Source organism: Clostridium sp. DMHC 10 (genome assembly GCF_001270375.1).
Taxonomy (GTDB): Bacteria; Bacillota; Clostridia; order Clostridiales; family Clostridiaceae; genus Clostridium_S; species Clostridium_S guangxiense.
The window spans coordinates 322,715-341,652 of record NZ_LGVB01000016.1 but is presented as its reverse complement, the minus strand read 5'-3'; the positions used below and the strand labels follow the sequence as shown (position 1 = coordinate 341,652).

General features: G+C 31.6%; 13 protein-coding genes, 1 pseudogene and 1 other annotated feature. Of the genes and pseudogenes, 10 read left to right on the top strand and 4 right to left on the bottom strand.

All coding sequences use genetic code 11. The features are described from left to right. Positions 1-246 precede the first annotated feature (246 nt). From AGR56_RS19020 to AGR56_RS19010, 3 genes are all read left to right on the top strand, one after another. Positions 247-1,545: an IS110 family transposase gene (locus AGR56_RS19020; protein ID WP_053243624.1), complete on the top strand. Its 1,299-nt coding sequence runs from the start codon at positions 247-249 to the stop codon at positions 1,543-1,545. A 649-nt stretch (positions 1,546-2,194) separates the two neighbouring features. Then, entirely contained in the window at positions 2,195-3,487 is a 1,293-nt protein-coding gene (gene ltrA / locus AGR56_RS19015) for a group II intron reverse transcriptase/maturase (protein WP_053243623.1), read from the top strand. Positions 3,488-4,033: 546 nt separating this feature from the next. Then, entirely contained in the window at positions 4,034-5,401 is a 1,368-nt protein-coding gene (locus tag AGR56_RS19010; RefSeq protein ID WP_053243622.1) for an MATE family efflux transporter, read from the top strand. 788 nt (positions 5,402-6,189) lie between these two features. Here the strand turns inward: AGR56_RS19010 and AGR56_RS19005 are convergent. Further along, positions 6,190-6,378 (bottom strand): hypothetical protein, encoded by a 189-nt coding sequence (locus AGR56_RS19005; protein ID WP_053243621.1) that lies wholly within the window; start codon positions 6,376-6,378, stop codon positions 6,190-6,192. 1,323 nt (positions 6,379-7,701) lie between these two features. Next, positions 7,702-7,895 (top strand) — a binding site (T-box leader). A 100-nt stretch (positions 7,896-7,995) separates the two neighbouring features. Here AGR56_RS19005 and AGR56_RS19000 point away from each other — a divergent pair. The 4 genes from AGR56_RS19000 to AGR56_RS18985 all read left to right on the top strand — a co-directional run bounded on the left by AGR56_RS19000 (position 7,996) and on the right by AGR56_RS18985 (position 11,592). After that, on the top strand, positions 7,996-9,336 hold the full coding sequence (locus tag AGR56_RS19000) for an MFS transporter (protein WP_053243620.1): 1,341 nt from the start codon (positions 7,996-7,998) through the stop codon (positions 9,334-9,336). Between the two features lie 243 nt (positions 9,337-9,579). Next, a complete protein-coding gene (locus AGR56_RS18995) occupies positions 9,580-10,296 on the top strand; it encodes an RHS repeat-associated core domain-containing protein (RefSeq protein WP_053243619.1) in 717 nt (238 codons plus the stop codon). A 15-nt stretch (positions 10,297-10,311) separates the two neighbouring features. After that, the gene (locus AGR56_RS18990; RefSeq protein ID WP_053243618.1) at positions 10,312-11,175 is read left to right on the top strand and encodes an ankyrin repeat domain-containing protein; all 864 of its coding nucleotides are present in this window, start codon (positions 10,312-10,314) and stop codon (positions 11,173-11,175) included. 84 nt (positions 11,176-11,259) lie between these two features. Further along, the gene (locus AGR56_RS18985; protein ID WP_198150109.1) at positions 11,260-11,592 is read left to right on the top strand and encodes a hypothetical protein; all 333 of its coding nucleotides are present in this window, start codon (positions 11,260-11,262) and stop codon (positions 11,590-11,592) included. Positions 11,593-11,713: 121 nt separating this feature from the next. On the opposite strand, the gene ftsX is transcribed toward AGR56_RS18985, so the two are convergent. From ftsX to AGR56_RS18970, 3 genes are all read right to left on the bottom strand, one after another. Next, the gene (gene ftsX, locus AGR56_RS18980; RefSeq protein ID WP_053243616.1) at positions 11,714-12,616 is read right to left on the bottom strand and encodes a permease-like cell division protein FtsX; all 903 of its coding nucleotides are present in this window, start codon (positions 12,614-12,616) and stop codon (positions 11,714-11,716) included. Further along, positions 12,606-13,292 (bottom strand): cell division ATP-binding protein FtsE, encoded by a 687-nt coding sequence (gene ftsE, locus AGR56_RS18975; RefSeq protein WP_053243615.1) that lies wholly within the window; start codon positions 13,290-13,292, stop codon positions 12,606-12,608. The genes ftsX and ftsE overlap by 11 nt, the downstream gene beginning before the upstream one ends. Before the next feature lie 672 nt (positions 13,293-13,964). Next, positions 13,965-15,263 (bottom strand): hemolysin family protein, encoded by a 1,299-nt coding sequence (locus AGR56_RS18970; protein ID WP_053243614.1) that lies wholly within the window; start codon positions 15,261-15,263, stop codon positions 13,965-13,967. 258 nt (positions 15,264-15,521) lie between these two features. Between AGR56_RS18970 and AGR56_RS18965 the strand changes: the two genes are divergently transcribed. The 3 genes and pseudogenes from AGR56_RS18965 to AGR56_RS18955 form a co-directional block, all read left to right on the top strand. After that, complete coding sequence (locus tag AGR56_RS18965) at positions 15,522-15,950, top strand: PTS fructose transporter subunit IIA (RefSeq protein ID WP_053243613.1); 429 nt, start codon at positions 15,522-15,524, stop codon at positions 15,948-15,950. A 415-nt stretch (positions 15,951-16,365) separates the two neighbouring features. Further along, a complete protein-coding gene (locus tag AGR56_RS18960; protein ID WP_053243612.1) occupies positions 16,366-18,150 on the top strand; it encodes a carbon starvation protein A in 1,785 nt (594 codons plus the stop codon). A gap of 210 nt (positions 18,151-18,360) precedes the next feature. Further along, positions 18,361-18,924: pseudogene (locus AGR56_RS18955) on the top strand (RHS repeat-associated core domain-containing protein); the annotation flags it as partial. Positions 18,925-18,938: the final 14 nt, after the last annotated feature.

The window sequence follows — 18,938 nt, the reverse complement described above, 5'->3', positions numbered from 1 at the left end:
TTATTGTTTAAATCATTATATAATATCTCCTGTATAGAGGTTAGATGTACTTCACTTGGGCGGACTCATTTAGAGTTCCTATACCCGTGAAAAAGCGTATCATTCCATCAGTGAGAATTAAATGTTTAGCTGGTTGAGTTTCTTCCTATGGAAGAATTACTCGTGTCACAAACGAGGATATTTTCTTGCTGATTTGTATGGATACTCTATTCTATCTTCATTAAATTTGAAAAGGAGATATTTATTATGTCAAAATTTTTTAGTTTGCCTGTTGCAGGCATTGATGTTTCTGCTGATTTTTCTATGGTCGCAATACTTGCACCTAATGGTGACATTTATAGAAAGGCATTCAAGATTACCAATAACATTAAAGGATTCTCATACTTAATTAAAGAAATGAGAAAAGTGGAAGAAGAGTTCTCCCTAAAACCAGTATTGTTCATGGAATCCACTGGTGTTTATCACTTAACTCTTTTCCACTTTCTAAAACATAACAAATTTGAAGCATTTGTTATGAATCCACTCATTACTAATAGTAACAAAAATTTTGGAATAAGAAAAGTAAAAAATGATAAAAAAGATGCACTTTCTATTGCAACAATAGGAAAATATCAAAATATTAAAATGTCTGATTATTTAGATGTTAATATCTTTGCCATCAAATCACTTTGTCGTGATTATTATGGCTTTGTGGATAGTTGCTCTAAATATAAGAAAAAACTATCATCAGATTTAAGAATATTATTTCCAGGCTATAATACTGTTTTCTCTGATATTTCTCAAGTAAGTTCATTAACTATTTTGTCTAAGTATACAACACCTAAAGATATTATTGATGCACCCAAAGATGAAATTATTAAAATACTAAAAAAAACTTCATATAGAGGAATTACTTGGTGTGAAAATACTTATACAAAACTTTTATCCGTTGCTCAAGATGCTTCACAAATAAACTTTTGTACTGATACATTAAGAACAACAGTGACTATCAGTTTGAAAATTATAAACACTCTAAATGAGCAAATATCTGCATTATTAAATGAAATAGAAAACACTGTAAAGAGCGATAACACTCCAAAAGAATTTAGAAAAGATATTGATTTACTACTTTCACTTCCTGGTTTAGGATTTATCAGTTCTGTTACAATCATGAGTGAAATTGGTTATTTCCAAAGGTTTAATAAGTCTAAGCAACTAGTTGCTTTTTTTGGTATAGATCCATCAGTAAGCGAGTCTGGAAAGTTTAAAGGAAATAAAAATAAAATGTCAAAGCGTGGCACACGCTTTGGAAGAAGAGCCTTATATGCAGCAGCTCTTGCATCTGTTAGAAAAACTAAAAAAGGTATTCCGACAAATAGTATTCTATATAACTATAAAAACATCAACTTAAACGGTAAGAAAAAGAAAGTAGCCATTTGTGCAATTATGCACAAAATATTAAATTACATATTTTCAATACTAAGAGATCAAACACCTTATGAAATTAGAGAACCTAAAATCCACAATAAAATGTTTTTAGCTAATTCTATTGAAAAAGCTTCTTAGATATTGTGTACAGGCTATCTTCCTAAATTAAACTATTAATAATGTTTTTCCAATTTAACTGTCTTGAATTTTTTTCCATTATTCGGTTGCTTTAATGGTTTGTTTGCTATACACTTTTTTGTGCGTCCAGCTAAGCTGGACTATACTAACTGGTGAAAGTCCAGTCAAGGTAATTGCCAAGAAGTCTTGTAACAAACCACCAAGCGTAGTAGAAATACTGGGTTTGAAGCGTGGGTAAAGTCAACTGAAAAGTTGGCTTTTCTTTGTGATAATACAGGTCGTAACATTAAGTGAATTCTGCCGCGTCGTTAGAGAGGACTCCTTGAATTTTTTTTTAGGAGAACAAAAGGAAGTTGAGTTAGGGAGCATTTAGCGAAGACCATGGAAGACAGGAAGAACTTGGACAGCACTGTCAAAGAATCCTTCGGCGTATGGGAAACGACATGTATTAAAAGTATAGTTCGGAACTGGAGAGACCTTCCTTTGCACGGCAAAGCCGTAAAATAATGCATATAAGCCAGAGGTGAAATTGTAATTTAGCAAAGAAGGAGTCGGAGGAGTTCATAGTACCAAAGATGATAAAGACAACAAAACTTTATTTAGGAAAGGAACTCTACTTTATTCAAGTTTTTAAAGGAGGTAAGAATGAGTGAATGCGAAAGCTAACAACACCATAGATAAAGTTCGAGAACTTCAGAGAAAACTATATGTAAGTGCCAAAGTAAATGATAAGCGAAGATTTCATGCATTGTACGACAAAGTATATAGGATTGATATACTGCTTAAAGCATGGAAACAAGTAAAAGCTAACAAAGGGTCAGCAGGAATAGATAGTGTTTATATTGATGATATTGTTGAATATGGAGAAATGAAATTCATAAGAGAAATACAGCATGAGTTGATAGAAGATAAATATAAACCTAAAGCTGTTAAAAGAGTTTATATTCCAAAGAAAGATGGAAAGAAAAGACCACTTGGGATTCCTATAATAAAAGATAGGGTAGTGCAAATGGCAACAAAGATAGTCATAGAACCTATATTTGAGGCAGACTTTAAAGAGCATTCTTATGGTTTTAGACCAAAACGAAGGGCACATCAGGCATTAGAGGTCATAAGAAATAGTTGCAATAAATTTGGAAATTGGGTACTTGATGCCGATATAGTAGGTTATTTTGATAATATCAACCATGATAAGTTGATGATGTTAGTAGAGATGAAAATATCTGATAAGAGGATATTGAAACTTATAAGGAAGTGGCTCAAAGTTGGAGTGATGGAAGAAGGTAACATTAAAATTAATGTTACGGGAACACCTCAAGGAGGAGTCATTAGCCCTTTGTTGTCAAATATATATCTAAATTATCTGGATAGAATTTGGAATAAAACATTTAAACATCTGGGAACTTTGGTAAGATATGCTGATGATTTTGTTATAATATCAAGAACAAAGAGAGAAGTAGAACATGCACATAAAGCAGTAACTAAAATATTTGAGAAACTAGAACTACAGCTTCATCCAGAGAAAACAAAGTTCGTTAATACATGGAAAGGTACAGAAGGCTTTGACTTTCTGGGTTTTCATCATAGGCGAAGCCTAGAAGAAAACAGAAAGGGCGAGAGATTCTACACGATGATACAGATACCAACAAAGAAAGCAATGAAAAGCATGAGAGAAAAAGTAAATAAGGTGTTTGAAAGTCGTGCTACTCTTAAAATGAATATGTATGAAATAATTAGAAAGTTAAACAGGAAAATAGTTGGATTTAGAAACTATTATAGACTCAAGTATGCACCAAGACAATTGGTCAAAATTGATTTTCATATTATGGATAAGTTGATTGCGTGGTATAATAACAAACATCAAATAAGAATGAAACATACACGTAGTAGTAAAGTTAGAAGTATTATTAATATCAAGTTGGAAAAATTAGCTTATTATTAAGGCTGAAAGCCTTACAAAGAAGAATATCGGAAAGCCGTGTGCGAGAAAACCGCATGCACGGTTTGATGAGGAGAAGGTGGCGATTCGCCACTTTCTCTACGAAAAATGCACTGTTAACGAGATTTTACAATAAAATAAATGCTAAATTGTTTAAATAAAGGATTATAAAGATTCACGTCAAAATTCCGTAGGTACGGAGGAATTTTTTCCTTGCACTACCGTGTGGGTGAAGTAACAATGCTGAAGGAACGGTTTAAAAAAATTCTAATAAATCTTGGTTCAAAAATTGTAAAATGCTTAGATATTTCAATCTGTTTGAGCGTATGCGAGTTATTGAAACTTCTTAGTATTTTACAATTTTTGAGCCTTAGATTTATAGGATTTTTTTAACGCGACGAAGCATTATTACTTCACAACTTCCAGTTTATCAGAGCGAATTTGGTAGAGCTAATTTTAAACTTTCAAGCTGTCTATATATACTAAGTATATCCATTTAATAAATAAATTTAGCTCAAAACAACAAAAGTAAAGGAAGTGGATGTCATAATGAGTTCTCAAAATCGTAACATAGATATGTGCAACGGCCCGTTGTTCAAGAAAATATTTATCTTTGCTTTGCCGATTATGGCAATGTATATATTGCAGTTGATGTTCAATACTGCTGATATGGTGGTGGTAGGACATTTTTCTGGCAGCAAGGCATTAGCAGCAGTAGGAGCAACAGGTTCACTTATTAACCTTGTCATAACTTTATTTATGGGGTTATCAGTAGGTACCACTGTTGTTGTAGCTCGGGATTGTGGTGCAGGGCGTAAAGCTGATATAAGTAGATCTGTTCATACGTCTATTGCCATAAGTATTATTGGTGGCTTTACTGTCATGGTTATAGGCATTATATTTTGTAAGCCACTTCTTAAGATGATGGGTACTCCAGAGGATATTATCGGGCTGTCTACAATATACATGAAAATATACTTTATCAGTACGCCTGCTAACATGGTATACAATTTTGCAGCAGCTATTTTACGTGCTGTAGGTGATAGCCGTCGTCCAATGTACTATCTTATCATTGCTGGTACAATACACGTAATATTTAATCTTTTTTTTGTGATTGTACTAAATATGGGGGTAGCTGGCGTGGCATCTGCCACAGTAATTTCAGAGTATATTTCAGTGATACTTATTATGGTTTGTCTATGCAGATGTGAGGGAGCTATACGTTTTATACCACGTAAAATGTGTATTGATAAGCATAAGCTAAAGGACATTGTGAGAATTGGTTTGCCAGCAGGAATGCAAGGATTATTGTTTTCTATTTCAAATGTACTAATCCAATCAGCAGTTAATTCCTTTGGATCTATTATGGTAGCTTCTAGTGCAGCTGCAAGCAATGTTGAAAACTATGTCGGCACAACAATGAATGCCTATTATAATGCAGCAATTTCTTTTACTGGACAGAACATGGGGGCAAAGAAATATAATCGAATTGATACTATTGCAAAAGTGTGTACAGTATTAATTTTTGCTACATGGATTCTTTTAGGTGGTGCGACAGTGATTTTTGGAAAACAACTGCTTGGAATTTTTACATCTGATCCAGAGGTCATTAAGCTTGGCATTTTGCGTATTAATATCATGATGGTTGCATATTTCACCTGCGGTATGATGAACGTGTATCCAGGGTTGACCCGTTCCATGGGATATTCTATATCACCTATGATTTCCACACTAGTAGGTGCCTGCCTTATGCGAATTCTTTGGCTAGCTACAATTTTTACTTGGCATCATACAGAGGTTGTGCTTTTTGCTTGTTACCCGGTTACTTGGGCATTGGCCGGAATTGGACAGGTAGGTATTTTCTTTTATGCTAGACGAAAGATTCGGAAGGTCAATGTGAAAGAATTAAGTTGTTAATAACAAATTTATCTCTACAAACTGGAATTTAACTCAGAGTACAAAGTACAGAGGACAGAGTACAGTGAAGGATGATTTTTCTCCGCTGTCGCTACAAAAAATCTTAAACTTAATGCACGCAAAGCGCTTAAAATATAAAAAGTTTAATCTTATACATCAAGTATTATTTAAATTATGATGGTTAATTTTGTGCAATACTTCGTCAACAAAACACGCTAATAAATAGTTATTAACCTATTTTATTTCCTCGTCTTTCCCAAAATTCTCTCATCATTACTTATATATAATGACCTGCTGTATTCCTAAGCTCATCGCTTTATATATTAAATAGAATTTCTTCTATTCAAAAGAATTGCTGGTTTACTTAATTCTTCTCTGTTTAATTTTCAAAGTTCAATATGCTGCACGAGACAGCTTATATATAATATCATGTTTAATTTGCTCTGTCAACACTTTTTAAAATATTTTTTCAGAACTCATTAATCAATGTCATCTTGCAACAACGTTTAACATAATAACATGTTTTTTATATTGTTTATTTAAAAATATTTCGTTATACTAAAGCATCTTATTTATACTTATTATGTAGTTAAAATGCTGTCTATTTCACATATAGACACTCTAGGACAAGTATACATGTATGGGTTTCGAGCAACAGTTTATTATTTTTCTAAGATTTAAAACAATCACGCTTTTATACTTAGCAATATTATATATATATCCCTAAAAAACACTGCCGCATTGGCATATTTTTTATAGCAATGCGGCAATGCTATTTAGGGTATGTTTCACACTACTTTTGCTCTTTTATATCCCTTAAGTCTATAGATTGATACTATCTTAGTATCTTCTTCATATATTAGGTATTTACTAAATAACGTCCTGGCAATATATCTTTTTCCTTTTGACCAATTATCTATTTGTCTTATAAGTATTATTCTTTTTATTCCGAATAATTTTAATCGATTCTTATCCATACATATATATCTATCTCAAGCTTTTTTACTCTATTATAACATTTTATGTAATATATGAGAATACATAAGTGCATTTATATTATTTTTTCTATTATTCATACTTTTACTCTTTTTTAGGAACTTTAAAATTATAAATTCCAAATTTAAATTTGATTCAGAGTATAGTAAATATGTAAAAACATCTTTAGCTATTAATTGTGAACTGAACAAGTATTATTTGTATAACCTTGATATTTGTATTTTTTAGTTTGGAAGTAATCTCATATAGATAAGAACGGGAAAAATTTAAAAAACGGATAAGTTAAAAGTAAGATCAAGCTATGAAAAAATGATTTATTTGCTTAATGCGGGAATAAAGTGCAGGAAAAGAAAAAATAAAGGCTGATAAGCTACTATCAGCCTTACGCAATGCCTTATTTTATATGTTTATTTGGTGCGCCCAGAGGGAGTTGAACCAACGACCTCCAGATTCGTAAAGGCACGTTTTTATATAATTTATTTAGTTTTATAACTGGCCATTTATCTGTATTTATGCTTTATATGGCAATGTACAGTTCATTTAAAAAATACGGTTTTCGCATTCGGTTGTGTTATTGTTGTGTTATTTTATTGTACGCTGAAAGCATTGAATTCCAAGCAATTCAGGTATGTATTTAAAGCCACATATTAGCCTTATAAATGTGTTTTGTTTTTATTAGTATAGCTATAATATTTTTTATTATATTTGTTCTATATGCCTTTATACTTGATAAAATTATATTGATACAGGATACCTTATTATGTTAAACTACTTACATACAATTCAATATAGTTGTGCGTGGGCAACTGGCATTGCTATCTCTTTTATAAGGGAGGTGATGCATATGTACGAGATGTTTATAGTAGTTTTTTCTGCTCTATCTTTTTTGATAGCATTGATAAACTTAATTGTCGTGCTAATAAAGAACATAAAAAAGTAGCCCACCTGCGCAATTGGTAATGGCTACTTTTTAAAACATTAAATTTTAAGCTATGCCAGTTGTCTTTAACAACTGAGTTGTATACTACAGGGTGTTACCAGCACCCTGTTTTTATGTCTAATTTTATAATTATCTTGTAATAGCAAATATTACACAATTTATAAATATGCCACATTCACTATATAATAATTTAAGCAAAGATAAGAAATTAAATTTTAGAATTGATGTAAAAAACAAATACTTAAAATAATAAATTAATAAAAAAACGGTGATAAAAAACAAAATCATTATTTTTAGGAAAACTTGGTTTACTTTTGTAAAGACGTAAAGTAAAATACAAAATAAACTTGAAGAGAATAATATTTTAAAAATGATGATAGGGACAAGTAAATATAAATATACTTTAAAGAGAGTGCGTATGATGAAAAAACACATTTATATTATATTGAAACTCACCCTTAAATTGCAATCTGAAATCAGTAGGATCATGCCGGCAAAGCCGTTAAATCATTTGAGTGATAAATTTGGGTGGTACCGCGATAGACCTTTCGCCCATGGAAAGGTCTATTTTTTATGCTTGATTTTAGAAAATAATTTTTACTGGCCAGTGAAATTATATATTAAATTAATTTTGTGCTTATTAAATGGAGGTATTCTAATGGAAGCGGTTGATTATATTTCTGAAAAAATGGATTACGTTCCGGTATCTAAATTACATTATAAGATGCTATGGCTTATAGGGCTTGGAATATTTTTGGATGGTTTCGATGTATATTTAGCAGGTGGAGTTTTAGGAGTGTTATTAAAAAGTGGATGGTCAAATATTGGCTTAAATGCTATGTTTATCTCTGTAACTTTTTTAGGACTTTTAATAGGTTCGCTGCTTACTGGATTTTTGGGAGATAGTTTAGGACGTAAATTCTCTTATCAATTAAATCTTTTAATATTTGGAGGAGCATCTCTTGTGGCAGCATTTTCTCCTAGTATGATTTTTTTAATAGTTTGTAGAGGAATAATGGGGATTGGACTTGGTGCTGAAATTGTTACAGGATATGCACTGCTGGCAGAATTTGTACCGTCAAAGACAAGGGGAAAATGGGTATCCATGCTTTCTCTTATAACAAACTGTTCTACTCCAGCAGCTGCGTTTCTAGGATATATTATAATACCTAGATTTGGATGGAGATGGATGTTTGTATTTGTAGGGATATTTTCTTTGATTGTATGGTATCTTAGAAAAAGTATGCCTGAATCTCCAAGATGGTACGAATCAAAGGGAATGGAAAAAGATGCACAAGCTGTGGTCGATATATTTTACAATGAAGCAGAAAAGGAATTAGGTAATTCTATATCTCAACCTCGTGTTATAAGAAAAGGTAAAAATAAGTATGAAGGAAAATTTTATGATTTATTCAGCAAAAATATGATTGCAAGAACTATTGTGGGGTGTATAGTTCTAATTGCAATAAATACTTTAATATATACTTTTGTAAGCTGGGCACCTACATTTTTCTTAAGAAAAGGCATAAATGTTTCCAAGTCTTTGGGATATACAACTATAATGATGGTAGGTGCACCCCTTGGAGCTTTAATTGGCAGTTTTATTGTAGATAAATTTGGACGTAAATGGTGTCTAACTATATTTATGCTTGCAGCTGGTGCACTTGGATATGCATATGCTTTACAAAATATCATGTGGATGATATTAGTAATAGGATTTTTATTAACTGTAATTATATATGTATTACTTACACTTGGTCTTGCCATCTATGTTCCCGAATTATTTCCTACCAATGTAAGAATGAGGGGATCAGGATTTTGCAATGCCATGGGAAGACTTGCAACTATATTTAGTCCTTATGGAGTTGCATGGATACTCAAAAATTATAATACCAAGATTGTTTTTATAACACTTGCAATTATACTTATATTAGTAGCTTTTGTTATTGCCGTTTTAGGAGTTGAAACAAAACAAAAATCTCTAGATGAAATAATGTGAAGTAATGATATTTCATAACATTAAATAAAATTCATAAATCTAAGGGGCAAATTCTAAAAATTCTAAGAAATTTCAATAACTCGCTAATGCTCGTGCGTCCAGCTAAGCTGGACTATACTAACTGGTGAAAGTCCAGTCAAGGTAATTGCCAAGAAGTCTTGTAACAAACCACCAAGCGTAGTAGAAAGTGATGGAACAAACACTATATATTATCAGTATGGTACTTCAAATAATGTTTTGAAAATGAACCTTAATGGTAACAATTACTATTATATAAGAAATGCACAAGGAGATATAATAGGACTTATTGACAGTACAGGAACGCAGGTAGTAAGCTATACTTATGATACTTGGGGTAAACTTATATCAATAAGTGGAAGCTTAAAGGATACAGTAGGAGTATTAAATCCATATAGGTATAGAGGATATAGGTATGATACTGAAACTGGGTTTTATTACTTGCAGAGTAGATATTATAATCCGGAGTGGGGCAGGTTTATTAATGCGGATGATACTGACCAGCTAGATGATACAAATGAAGATTTGTTAGATTATAATATGTTCACATATTGTAACAATAATTCAGTAAATAAAGCTGATAATGATGGGCGTTTTGCATACGCATTGTATTTTGTTCCAGGAATTGGAGCAGTTCTACTAGGTATAACTGCAGTAGGATTTGCAGCATATGGAACTTATAAGATATTATCACGCGTCAGAAATAGAATAAGAAACTACAATTTTGCAAGCAAAATAAGAAGCAAGAGTCCACCAGCTAGAAGGGTTAAATGTAAATCAAGGAAGGAAGCAAAACAGCGAGCTACAAGAGCAGGTAAGGGAAGGAAACCACGTGGACCAGAAAATCACGGCGGTGGTTGGCATTATCATCCTAATGTCCCAAAGGCTCAAAGAACTACACCAAAAGGATATTCTTCACATGATCATTTTTATTATTATTAAAGAGGTGAGTAATATATGAGCAATTTAAAAGGAATATTTAAAGCCTGTGCATATGGAGAACTTGAAAATGTAAAGGGATATTTGACACAAGGAGTTGATATAAATATAGGTGATGAAGAAGGTTTTACGCCTCTTTTATGGGCTATTCAAGAGGGGCACAATGAGCTAGCCAAATATCTTGTAACTATGGGAGCAGATATACGCAAAAGAGCTTATAATAGTTATTTACCTTTTGAACTTGCATGTTCTGAAGGAAATTTAGATGTTGTAAAAATGCTAATTGATAAAGGATATAATGTAGTAAAAGAAGATTTTGCCTCACTTGGTTATGCGGCTGCCTCTGGAAAATATGAAGTAGTAAAATTTCTTATAAAAAATGGAGTGGATGTTAATAAAGGATGCGCTGGAAATTATACGCCTGTCCACTTTGCAACACAAGAAGGCCATTTAGAAATTATAAAGTTATTGGAACAAAATGGCGCAAAGTTAGATATAAGAGATGATGAGGGAATTACACCGTTATATTTAGCGGCAAGTGAGGGTTATTCAGAAATTGTGGAATATTTTATAAGTAAAAATATTGACATAGATTTAACAAATAAAGAAATTGGTAATTGTACGCCTTTAAATATTGCATGTGTATGGAATAAAAGTAATGTAGCCGAAATTTTATTAAAAAACAAAGCTAATATAGAGGCCAAAGATGATGATGGAATGACACCGCTTTTTAATGCAGCACTTAATGGAAATATAGAAATTGTAAAAATTTTATTAAAATATGGTGCTGATAAAAATACAAAAGATAAAAAAGGCAGGACAATAATGGAGGTTAAAAAACCAAAAGTAAAGAAGCAAATATTACAATTGCTTAAGAATTAATTAAAATACAGTATCTTTATAGGTAAGTATAAAATATAGTTAGAGTTAATGGCAAAACGTCAACTGGTATTAGTATAGTATTTGTTGACGTTTTTTTTAATTGAAAAAACTATAACCTACGGTTATGGCGATACAAACTGGAAGGATAAGCTGACAAGTTATAATGGAAAAAATATAACCTATGATGCCATAGGAAATCCACTAAACGATGGAACCTACACTTATACCTGGCAGCAGGGAAGACAGCTTTCTGGAATGTCTGGAAATGGGAAAACAATAAACTATAAATATAATGAGGATGGCATAAGGACACAAAAAACAGTAAATGGAGTCACTACAAATTACACCTTAAATGGTGATGAAGTAACTTCTGAAAGTGATGGAACAAACACTATATATTATCAGTATGGTACTTAATACTTTATATTTAGGTTTTAATTTAAATAAGCACCCTTTTTTTTACACCCATATAAAACAAATTTCAGGCAGATGATCTTCTTACTCATCTACCTGAAACAAAGTATAAAACATTTTTAAGTTATACCTCTAAAAACTTTCTTATAGAAAGAATACTTCCTAGTGCTCCAATAAACATTCCTGCAAGTATAAATTCCCATGACATTGATGTCCATACATATGATGATGATATAAGTGAACTCATCATAAAGCTGCTTGATACTTTAGAATAAAATATTGTGTAAACATAATATACAATTACAGTCGAAACTATAGACCCTATAAAACCAAGTATCATTCCTTCTATTACAAAAGGAAGCCTTATAAACCAGTCTGTGGCACCTATATATTTCATTATACCTATTTCTCTTCTTCTTGAATATACTGCTAACTTTATAGTATTTCCTATTAAAAATAGTGAAACTCCAATTAAAATTAAAAATATAACAATACCTACCCATTTTATAGTATTAGTTATTGAAATAATCTTATTTACAAGCTCTCTTCCATCATTTATTTTATCTATTCCAGGAATTGGTGTTCCATTACTTTCCAAAGCCTTTACAACAACTGATGAATAAGTAGGACTAGCTAAACTAATTATGTATGAACTTGGCATAGTAGTTGAAGCATCAAGCCCGTCCACTAATGACTTATTTTTATTACCTAATTGCTTTTTAAACTTTTGAAAAGCTTCATCCTTGCTTTCAAATTGTACGTTTGTTATACCACTTGTACTAGTTATTTTGCTTAATATAGCTGTCTGTTGATCTATAGTAATATCATTTTTTAAATAAACTTGGACCTGTATTTGTGATTCAACATCACCAATACCACTTCTAACATTTAACAATATTAAAAATAAAATTCCAAGTATAAAAAGTGTAGCTGCTACCGTTGCTGATGATACTGTACTCAAAGTTTTATTTCTTTTTATACTTTTTAATGCATCGATAAAAAATAATCTTAATGTACTAGTCTTCATAATAATATCTTCCCTTTCGTTCATCTCTTACAATAGTTCCATTTTCAACAGCTATAACACGCTTTTTCATATGGTTTACTATTTGCTCTGCATGAGTAGCCATAATTACTGTTGTACCAGCTTTATTAATATCGCTTATTAAATTCACAATTTCCATTGCAGTCTCTGGATCAAGGTTTCCAGTAGGTTCGTCAGCTATAAGAAATGAAGGATTATTAACTATAGCCCTTGCCAATGCAACTCTCTGCTGTTCTCCACCTGAAAGTTGATTTGGAAAATCATTATGTTTATCGGATAAACCTACAAGTGACAATACAAGAGGAACCCTTTTTTTTATTTCCCTAGAACCTGCCTCAACAATTCTCATTGCAAAAGCTACATTTTCATATACGCTTAATGTTGGAATAAGCCTGTAATCCTGAAATACCATTCCAATTTTTCTTCTATAATAAGGTATTTGCTTTCTTTTCAATGTTGTAATATCTGTATCATTTACTATTATATTTCCTTTTGTCGGTTCAATTTCTTTCATCAATAATTTTATAAAAGTTGACTTTCCTGCACCGCTTGCTCCTACAACAAATACAAATTCTCCTCTATCTATAGAGACATTTACATCCGAAAGAGCAGTTACGTCATTACCGTAAACCTTACTTACGTTTTTAAATTCGATCATTATTTTCTCCCCGCTTATCTTTATCTTTTTTTTACAAAATTATTTTACATAACTACAATTATTATACCACAATATACTTTTTATATAAAAAAAAGTTTTTTTTAACATATTATTAACTTTTTTGTCATATGAGTATATTTTATAGCGAAACTTCATATAATTTTCAATTTAATTAAGAATCGTTCACCATAATCTGACTTAAATGCATTTAATAAGTAAGTCAAATGCGCTCTCGCGCAAACTCTAGATTAACAAGACTACTTCTATCTTAATTTTCTTAACATCGTCATGTATTTTGTTTTTTGAAGTCAAATGCGCTCTCGCGCAAACTCTAGATTAACAAGACTACTTCTATTTTAGTTTTCTTAACATCGTCATGTATTTTGTTTTTTGAAGTCAAATGCGCTCTCGCGCAAACTCTAGATTAACAACACTACTTCTATATTTTTCGTAGAGAAACGGAGAAAAATATTCCTTAACCTTTTGCCGTGGCAAAAACCTTCACCTTTGACAAGCAAAGCTATGTCAAACCCTTCACTTTTCACATAAGTGAAAAGTTAGTTTTTTAATGAGCAGGGCCAATTAAAACCCTTCACTCAGCTCGACAAATTCCAATTTATCAAGATGAACTTAGTATTAACAATTTCAACCTTCCAAGTGGTCTATCTACATTTAATCTTCTGAAGTATTATTAATTAATATTTTACTAATTCGTTTTCTATTGCATTTAAGTATTATAAATTCATGTCCTTCATAGCTAACCTTATCATTAACTTGGGGATACGAATCTAATTTTGAATAAACCCATCCACCTATAGTATCAATATTTTCCTCTTCAATATTGATTTTAAGAAGCTCATTTATATCCTCAATAATAACTTTTCCATCAACAATATAATTACCATCCTCTGTTTTATTTATCTCTTCTCCTTCTTCTTCATCAAATTCATCTTGAATCTCTCCAACAATCTCCTCTAATATATCCTCTGCTGTAACTAAGCCTGAGGTTCCACCATACTCATCAATTATTATTGCCATTTGCATTTTTTCTTTTTGAAAATCCTTAAAAAGTTCGCTTATTGAAATAGATTCTGGAACAAATTTAATTTCACGAATAATATCCTTAATACCTTTATTATTCCCCTCAATTTTTTGCCTATATAAATCTTTAATATGTATGAAACCAATTATGTTATCCTTGCTTTCTTTACATACTGGATACCTTGTAAGTTGAGATTTTAAAGTAGTTTCTATTATTTCATCAAAGGAATCTTCAATAAATATACATTCCATATCGGTACGCGGTATCATTATTTCCTTTGCTGTTTTCTCTGAAAAATCAAATATATTATCCACAAAAGTAAGTTCGGTTTGATCTATTAATCCATGCTTATAACTTTCCTCAACAAGCAGCTTTATTTCCTCGTCTGTATGAGCTTCCTCATGCTCCTCTACTTGAGTAAGCCCAAATAACTTTAAAACTAAATTTGTACTATGGTTAAAAAGCCACATTATAGGATAAGTTACTTTATAAAAGGTAATAAGCGGCAGTGCTGTGTACATCGCTATTTTTTCTGTACCTAATATTGCCAAGGATTTAGGTGCAAGTTCACCAAGTACAATATGAAAACCTGTTATAACTATAAAGCCCAATACAAAAGAAATTGAATGCACTAAAGCATCTGGGATATTAAACAAGTGGAATATAGGCATAAGCAAGCTTGCAACAGCTGGCTCTCCTATCCAACCTAATCCCAAAGATGCCAGGGTAATTCCAAGCTGGCATGCAGATAAATATGAATTTAGCCTACTAATTACTTTAAGAGTATATTTTGCATTCTTATTTCCTTCAAACACTAGTGTCTCTATTCTTGATTTTCTCACTTTAACCATTGAGAATTCTGTTGCTACAAAAAATCCATTCATAAATACCAGTAGAAACACTATTATGATATTCAATAAAATAATCATATGTAGTCCCCTTACAAAACAAATATTTTATTTATAGTCTAACCATTTATACCTCAAACAATAAATTTTTATGATAAATATTATTTTCTACAAATTTACCAACACTTTTTTCAACACCTAATATTTTTTATCATAAAGTGTTGCCTTTCTGTTGTTTTACACTACATTCCTTGATGTTTCAGTGTTTTCCTTAATCCACTGTTTTTTGGCATGGTTCTTGCTATATTTAATAATATAAAGCAAAGGAGGTTTTAAGTAATGACATATATTATTTTAGCCAGCCATGGTGGTCTAGCAAAAGGTATGAAAGATACCCTAAGTATGATTATCGGAGATGTATCCATGATTGAGGCTTTCTCATCCTATAGAGATGAACATACAACTATTAAAAGTGAAGTAGAAAAAACAATTAAAGAAAAATATAATCAAAATAATATCTTCATATTAACAGATATTTTTGGAGGAAGTGTTAACACAGCAATGATCTCCTTATTAGAGGATTATCCTAAACTGCATATTCTTTCAGGAATGAATTTATCTTTAGTTATTTCTCTCACTACACAAACCGATGAAATTTCTGAAGAATCTTTAAAACAAATTATTTATGAAAGTAAGCAAAGCATAATTGATTGCAATCAATTGCTTAAACAATATAAACAAACAAGTCCAGCTAAGAAATGTCAATAAGAAATAAAAAATAATTATTATTTTTATGAGATTAAAAAAGGTTAACTTTAATAAACCTTTTGACTAACTGTCAATTTTTTCACTTATGTGAAAAGTGAAGGGTTTGACATAGCTTTGCTTGTCAAAGGTGAAGGTTTTTTGCCACGGCAAAAGGTTAAGGAATATTTTTTCTCCGTTTCTCTACGAAAAATAAATAATTTAAATACGTTAAAGATTTTCCGTAGGGAAACGGAGGAAAATCAACCTTAGCTTTTTATTGAAGATAAAAAAGTTCACCTTTTTACGTGCACAGCACCGTAAAACCCTTCACTATAGTGCTCGACAAATTTCAGTTTAGCAGAATAAACTTGATATTATCAATTTCAACTTTTCATTCTGTTTATCTATATTAAAAATACACTTAAGGAGTGATTTTATGAATTCAATTGTTCTCGTAATCATAGGTGCATTGGTATTAATTATAGGTTATAGGCTTTATGGTTATTTTATAGCATCAAAAGTTCTTGTGCTTGATGAAACAAAAAATGTTCCATCAAAAGTTCATAATGATGGAAGGGATTATGTGCCAACAAATAAATGGGTACTACTTGGTCACCACTTTGCAGCAATTGCAGGTGCCGGACCATTAATAGGTCCTGTGCTTGCCGCACAATTTGGTTATCTTCCAGGTACACTTTGGATACTTATAGGCGGTGTACTCGCTGGAGCAGTTCATGATATGGTGTTGTTATTTGCATCAGTAAGACACGATGGACAATCCATAGCAGAAATTGCACGAGATACTTTAGGAGAAAAAATGGGCTTTATAACATCAATCTCTGTAATATTTATACTTATCATAACTATGGCAGGTCTTGGACTCCCTATAGTAAATTCACTTTATAATAGTCCATGGGGTACTTTCACTGTAGGTTTCACAATACCAGTTGCAATATTTATAGGTATTTATTTAAAATTCATAAGGCCTGGTAAAATAGCAGAAGCCACAGTAATAGGCATGCTTTTAATACTTTTAGGAGTTTATCTCGGACCATCAATCAAAGATACTTTTCTTGGAAACATACTTACTTTTAATGCAAAACAATTATCTCTAATACTTGCTCTATATGGTTTCTTAGCTGCTGCACTTCCAGTATGGCTGCTACTTTTACCTAGAGATTATTTAAGCACATATATGAAATTAGGTGTTATTGGCGCACTTGTTGTGGGTATAATATTCGTAAGACCACAAATTCAAATGCCTGCCGTAACTAAATTCGTAAATGGTGGAGGACCTATAATACCTGGTAAAGTATTTCCTTTTCTATTTATAACAATTGCCTGTGGTGCTTTATCTGGATTTCATGCACTTATAAGCACAGGTACTACTCCAAAACTTATAAACAATGAAAAAGACATTCTTCCAATAGGTTTTGGTTCAATGCTTATAGAATCCTTTATAGCTCTTATGGCATTAATTGCCGCAACAGTTTTACCAACTTCAGATTACTTTGCAATTAATTCAGCACCTGCATTATTTGCAAAATTGAATATGATACCTAAAGAACTTCCAATGTTATCTCACTTAGTAGGTGAAAATCTTGCTGGAAGACCTGGTGGATCTGTATCACTTGCAGTAGGTATGTCATATGTATTTTATAAAATTCCTGGTTTAAAAGGACTTATGTCTTATTGGTATCATTTCTGCATAATGTTCGAAGCATTATTTATATTAACTACAATAGATTCTGGTACTAGAATAGGAAGGTACTTACTTCAAGATTTACTAGGAAAAGTATACAAGCCATTTAGCAATAAAAATTCATGGTTCAATGTAATATTCTTTAGTGGCCTTATGTCTGTTACATGGGGATATCTGCTTTATACTGGAAATATCTCAACTATATGGCCGCTATTTGGTACAGCAAATCAAATGCTCGCAACTATAGCTTTTGCTATTGGAACATCTGTACTTTTCAAAATGGGAAAAGGCAAGTACGTGCCTATTACAATAATTCCAATGGCTTTTGTTGGAACAACCACAGTTTGCGCTGCTATTGAAAATATTATAAATTATATTCCACAGGGAAAAATAACTTTAACAGTCCTATCCATAATTCTTATTATAATGATTGTTGTAATACTTACAGAAAGCATAAAAATATGGGTTAGAGACTACTATAATCCAAAAAATAACGCTTCTAAAAATATTGCGAAGTAAAAATCAAAGAGCAAGGTTGGAAATATATGCAAATGGGGCTGTCGCACTAAAAATTGTTAAATCATGATTAATAAATATTGCGAATTAATTGGAGTTAAGGGTTTTAACTCGCTTTGCTCGTTAAAAGACTAACTTTTTCACTTATGTGAAAAGTGAAGGGTTTGACGCAGTACAGGAACGCAGGTAGTAAGCTATACTTATGATACATGGGGTAAACTTATATCAATAGGTGGAAGCTTAAAGGATACAGTAGGAGTATTAAATCCGTATAGGTATAGAGGATATAGGTATGATACTGAAACTGGGCTTTATTACTTGCAGAGTAGATACTATAATCCGGAGTGGGGAAGGTTTATTAATGCGGATGATACTGACCAGCTAGATGATACAAATGAAGATTTGTTAGATTATAATATGTTCGCATATTGTAACAATAATTCAGTAAATAAAGCTGATAATGATGGACGTTTTGCATACGCATTGTATTTTGTTCCAGGAATTGGAGAAGTTGCATTAAGTATAACTGCAATAGGATTTGCGGCATATGGAACTTACAAAGTTGTATCTTGGGCTAGTCGGAGAATTATGTATACTAATAGTAAAAGTAATCACAATGTGCCTGTAGGAAGGATCAATAGAAAAAAACAAGGACGAGAAGTAAATGAAAAAAAGCGAGTAAACAACAAAAAATTTAAATCTAGAAGCAATAAAAATCCAAATAGACCAATGAAAAAACATACACCATCAAGAAAAGGTCATACTAAATATTATTAATTGAGAGGAGACAT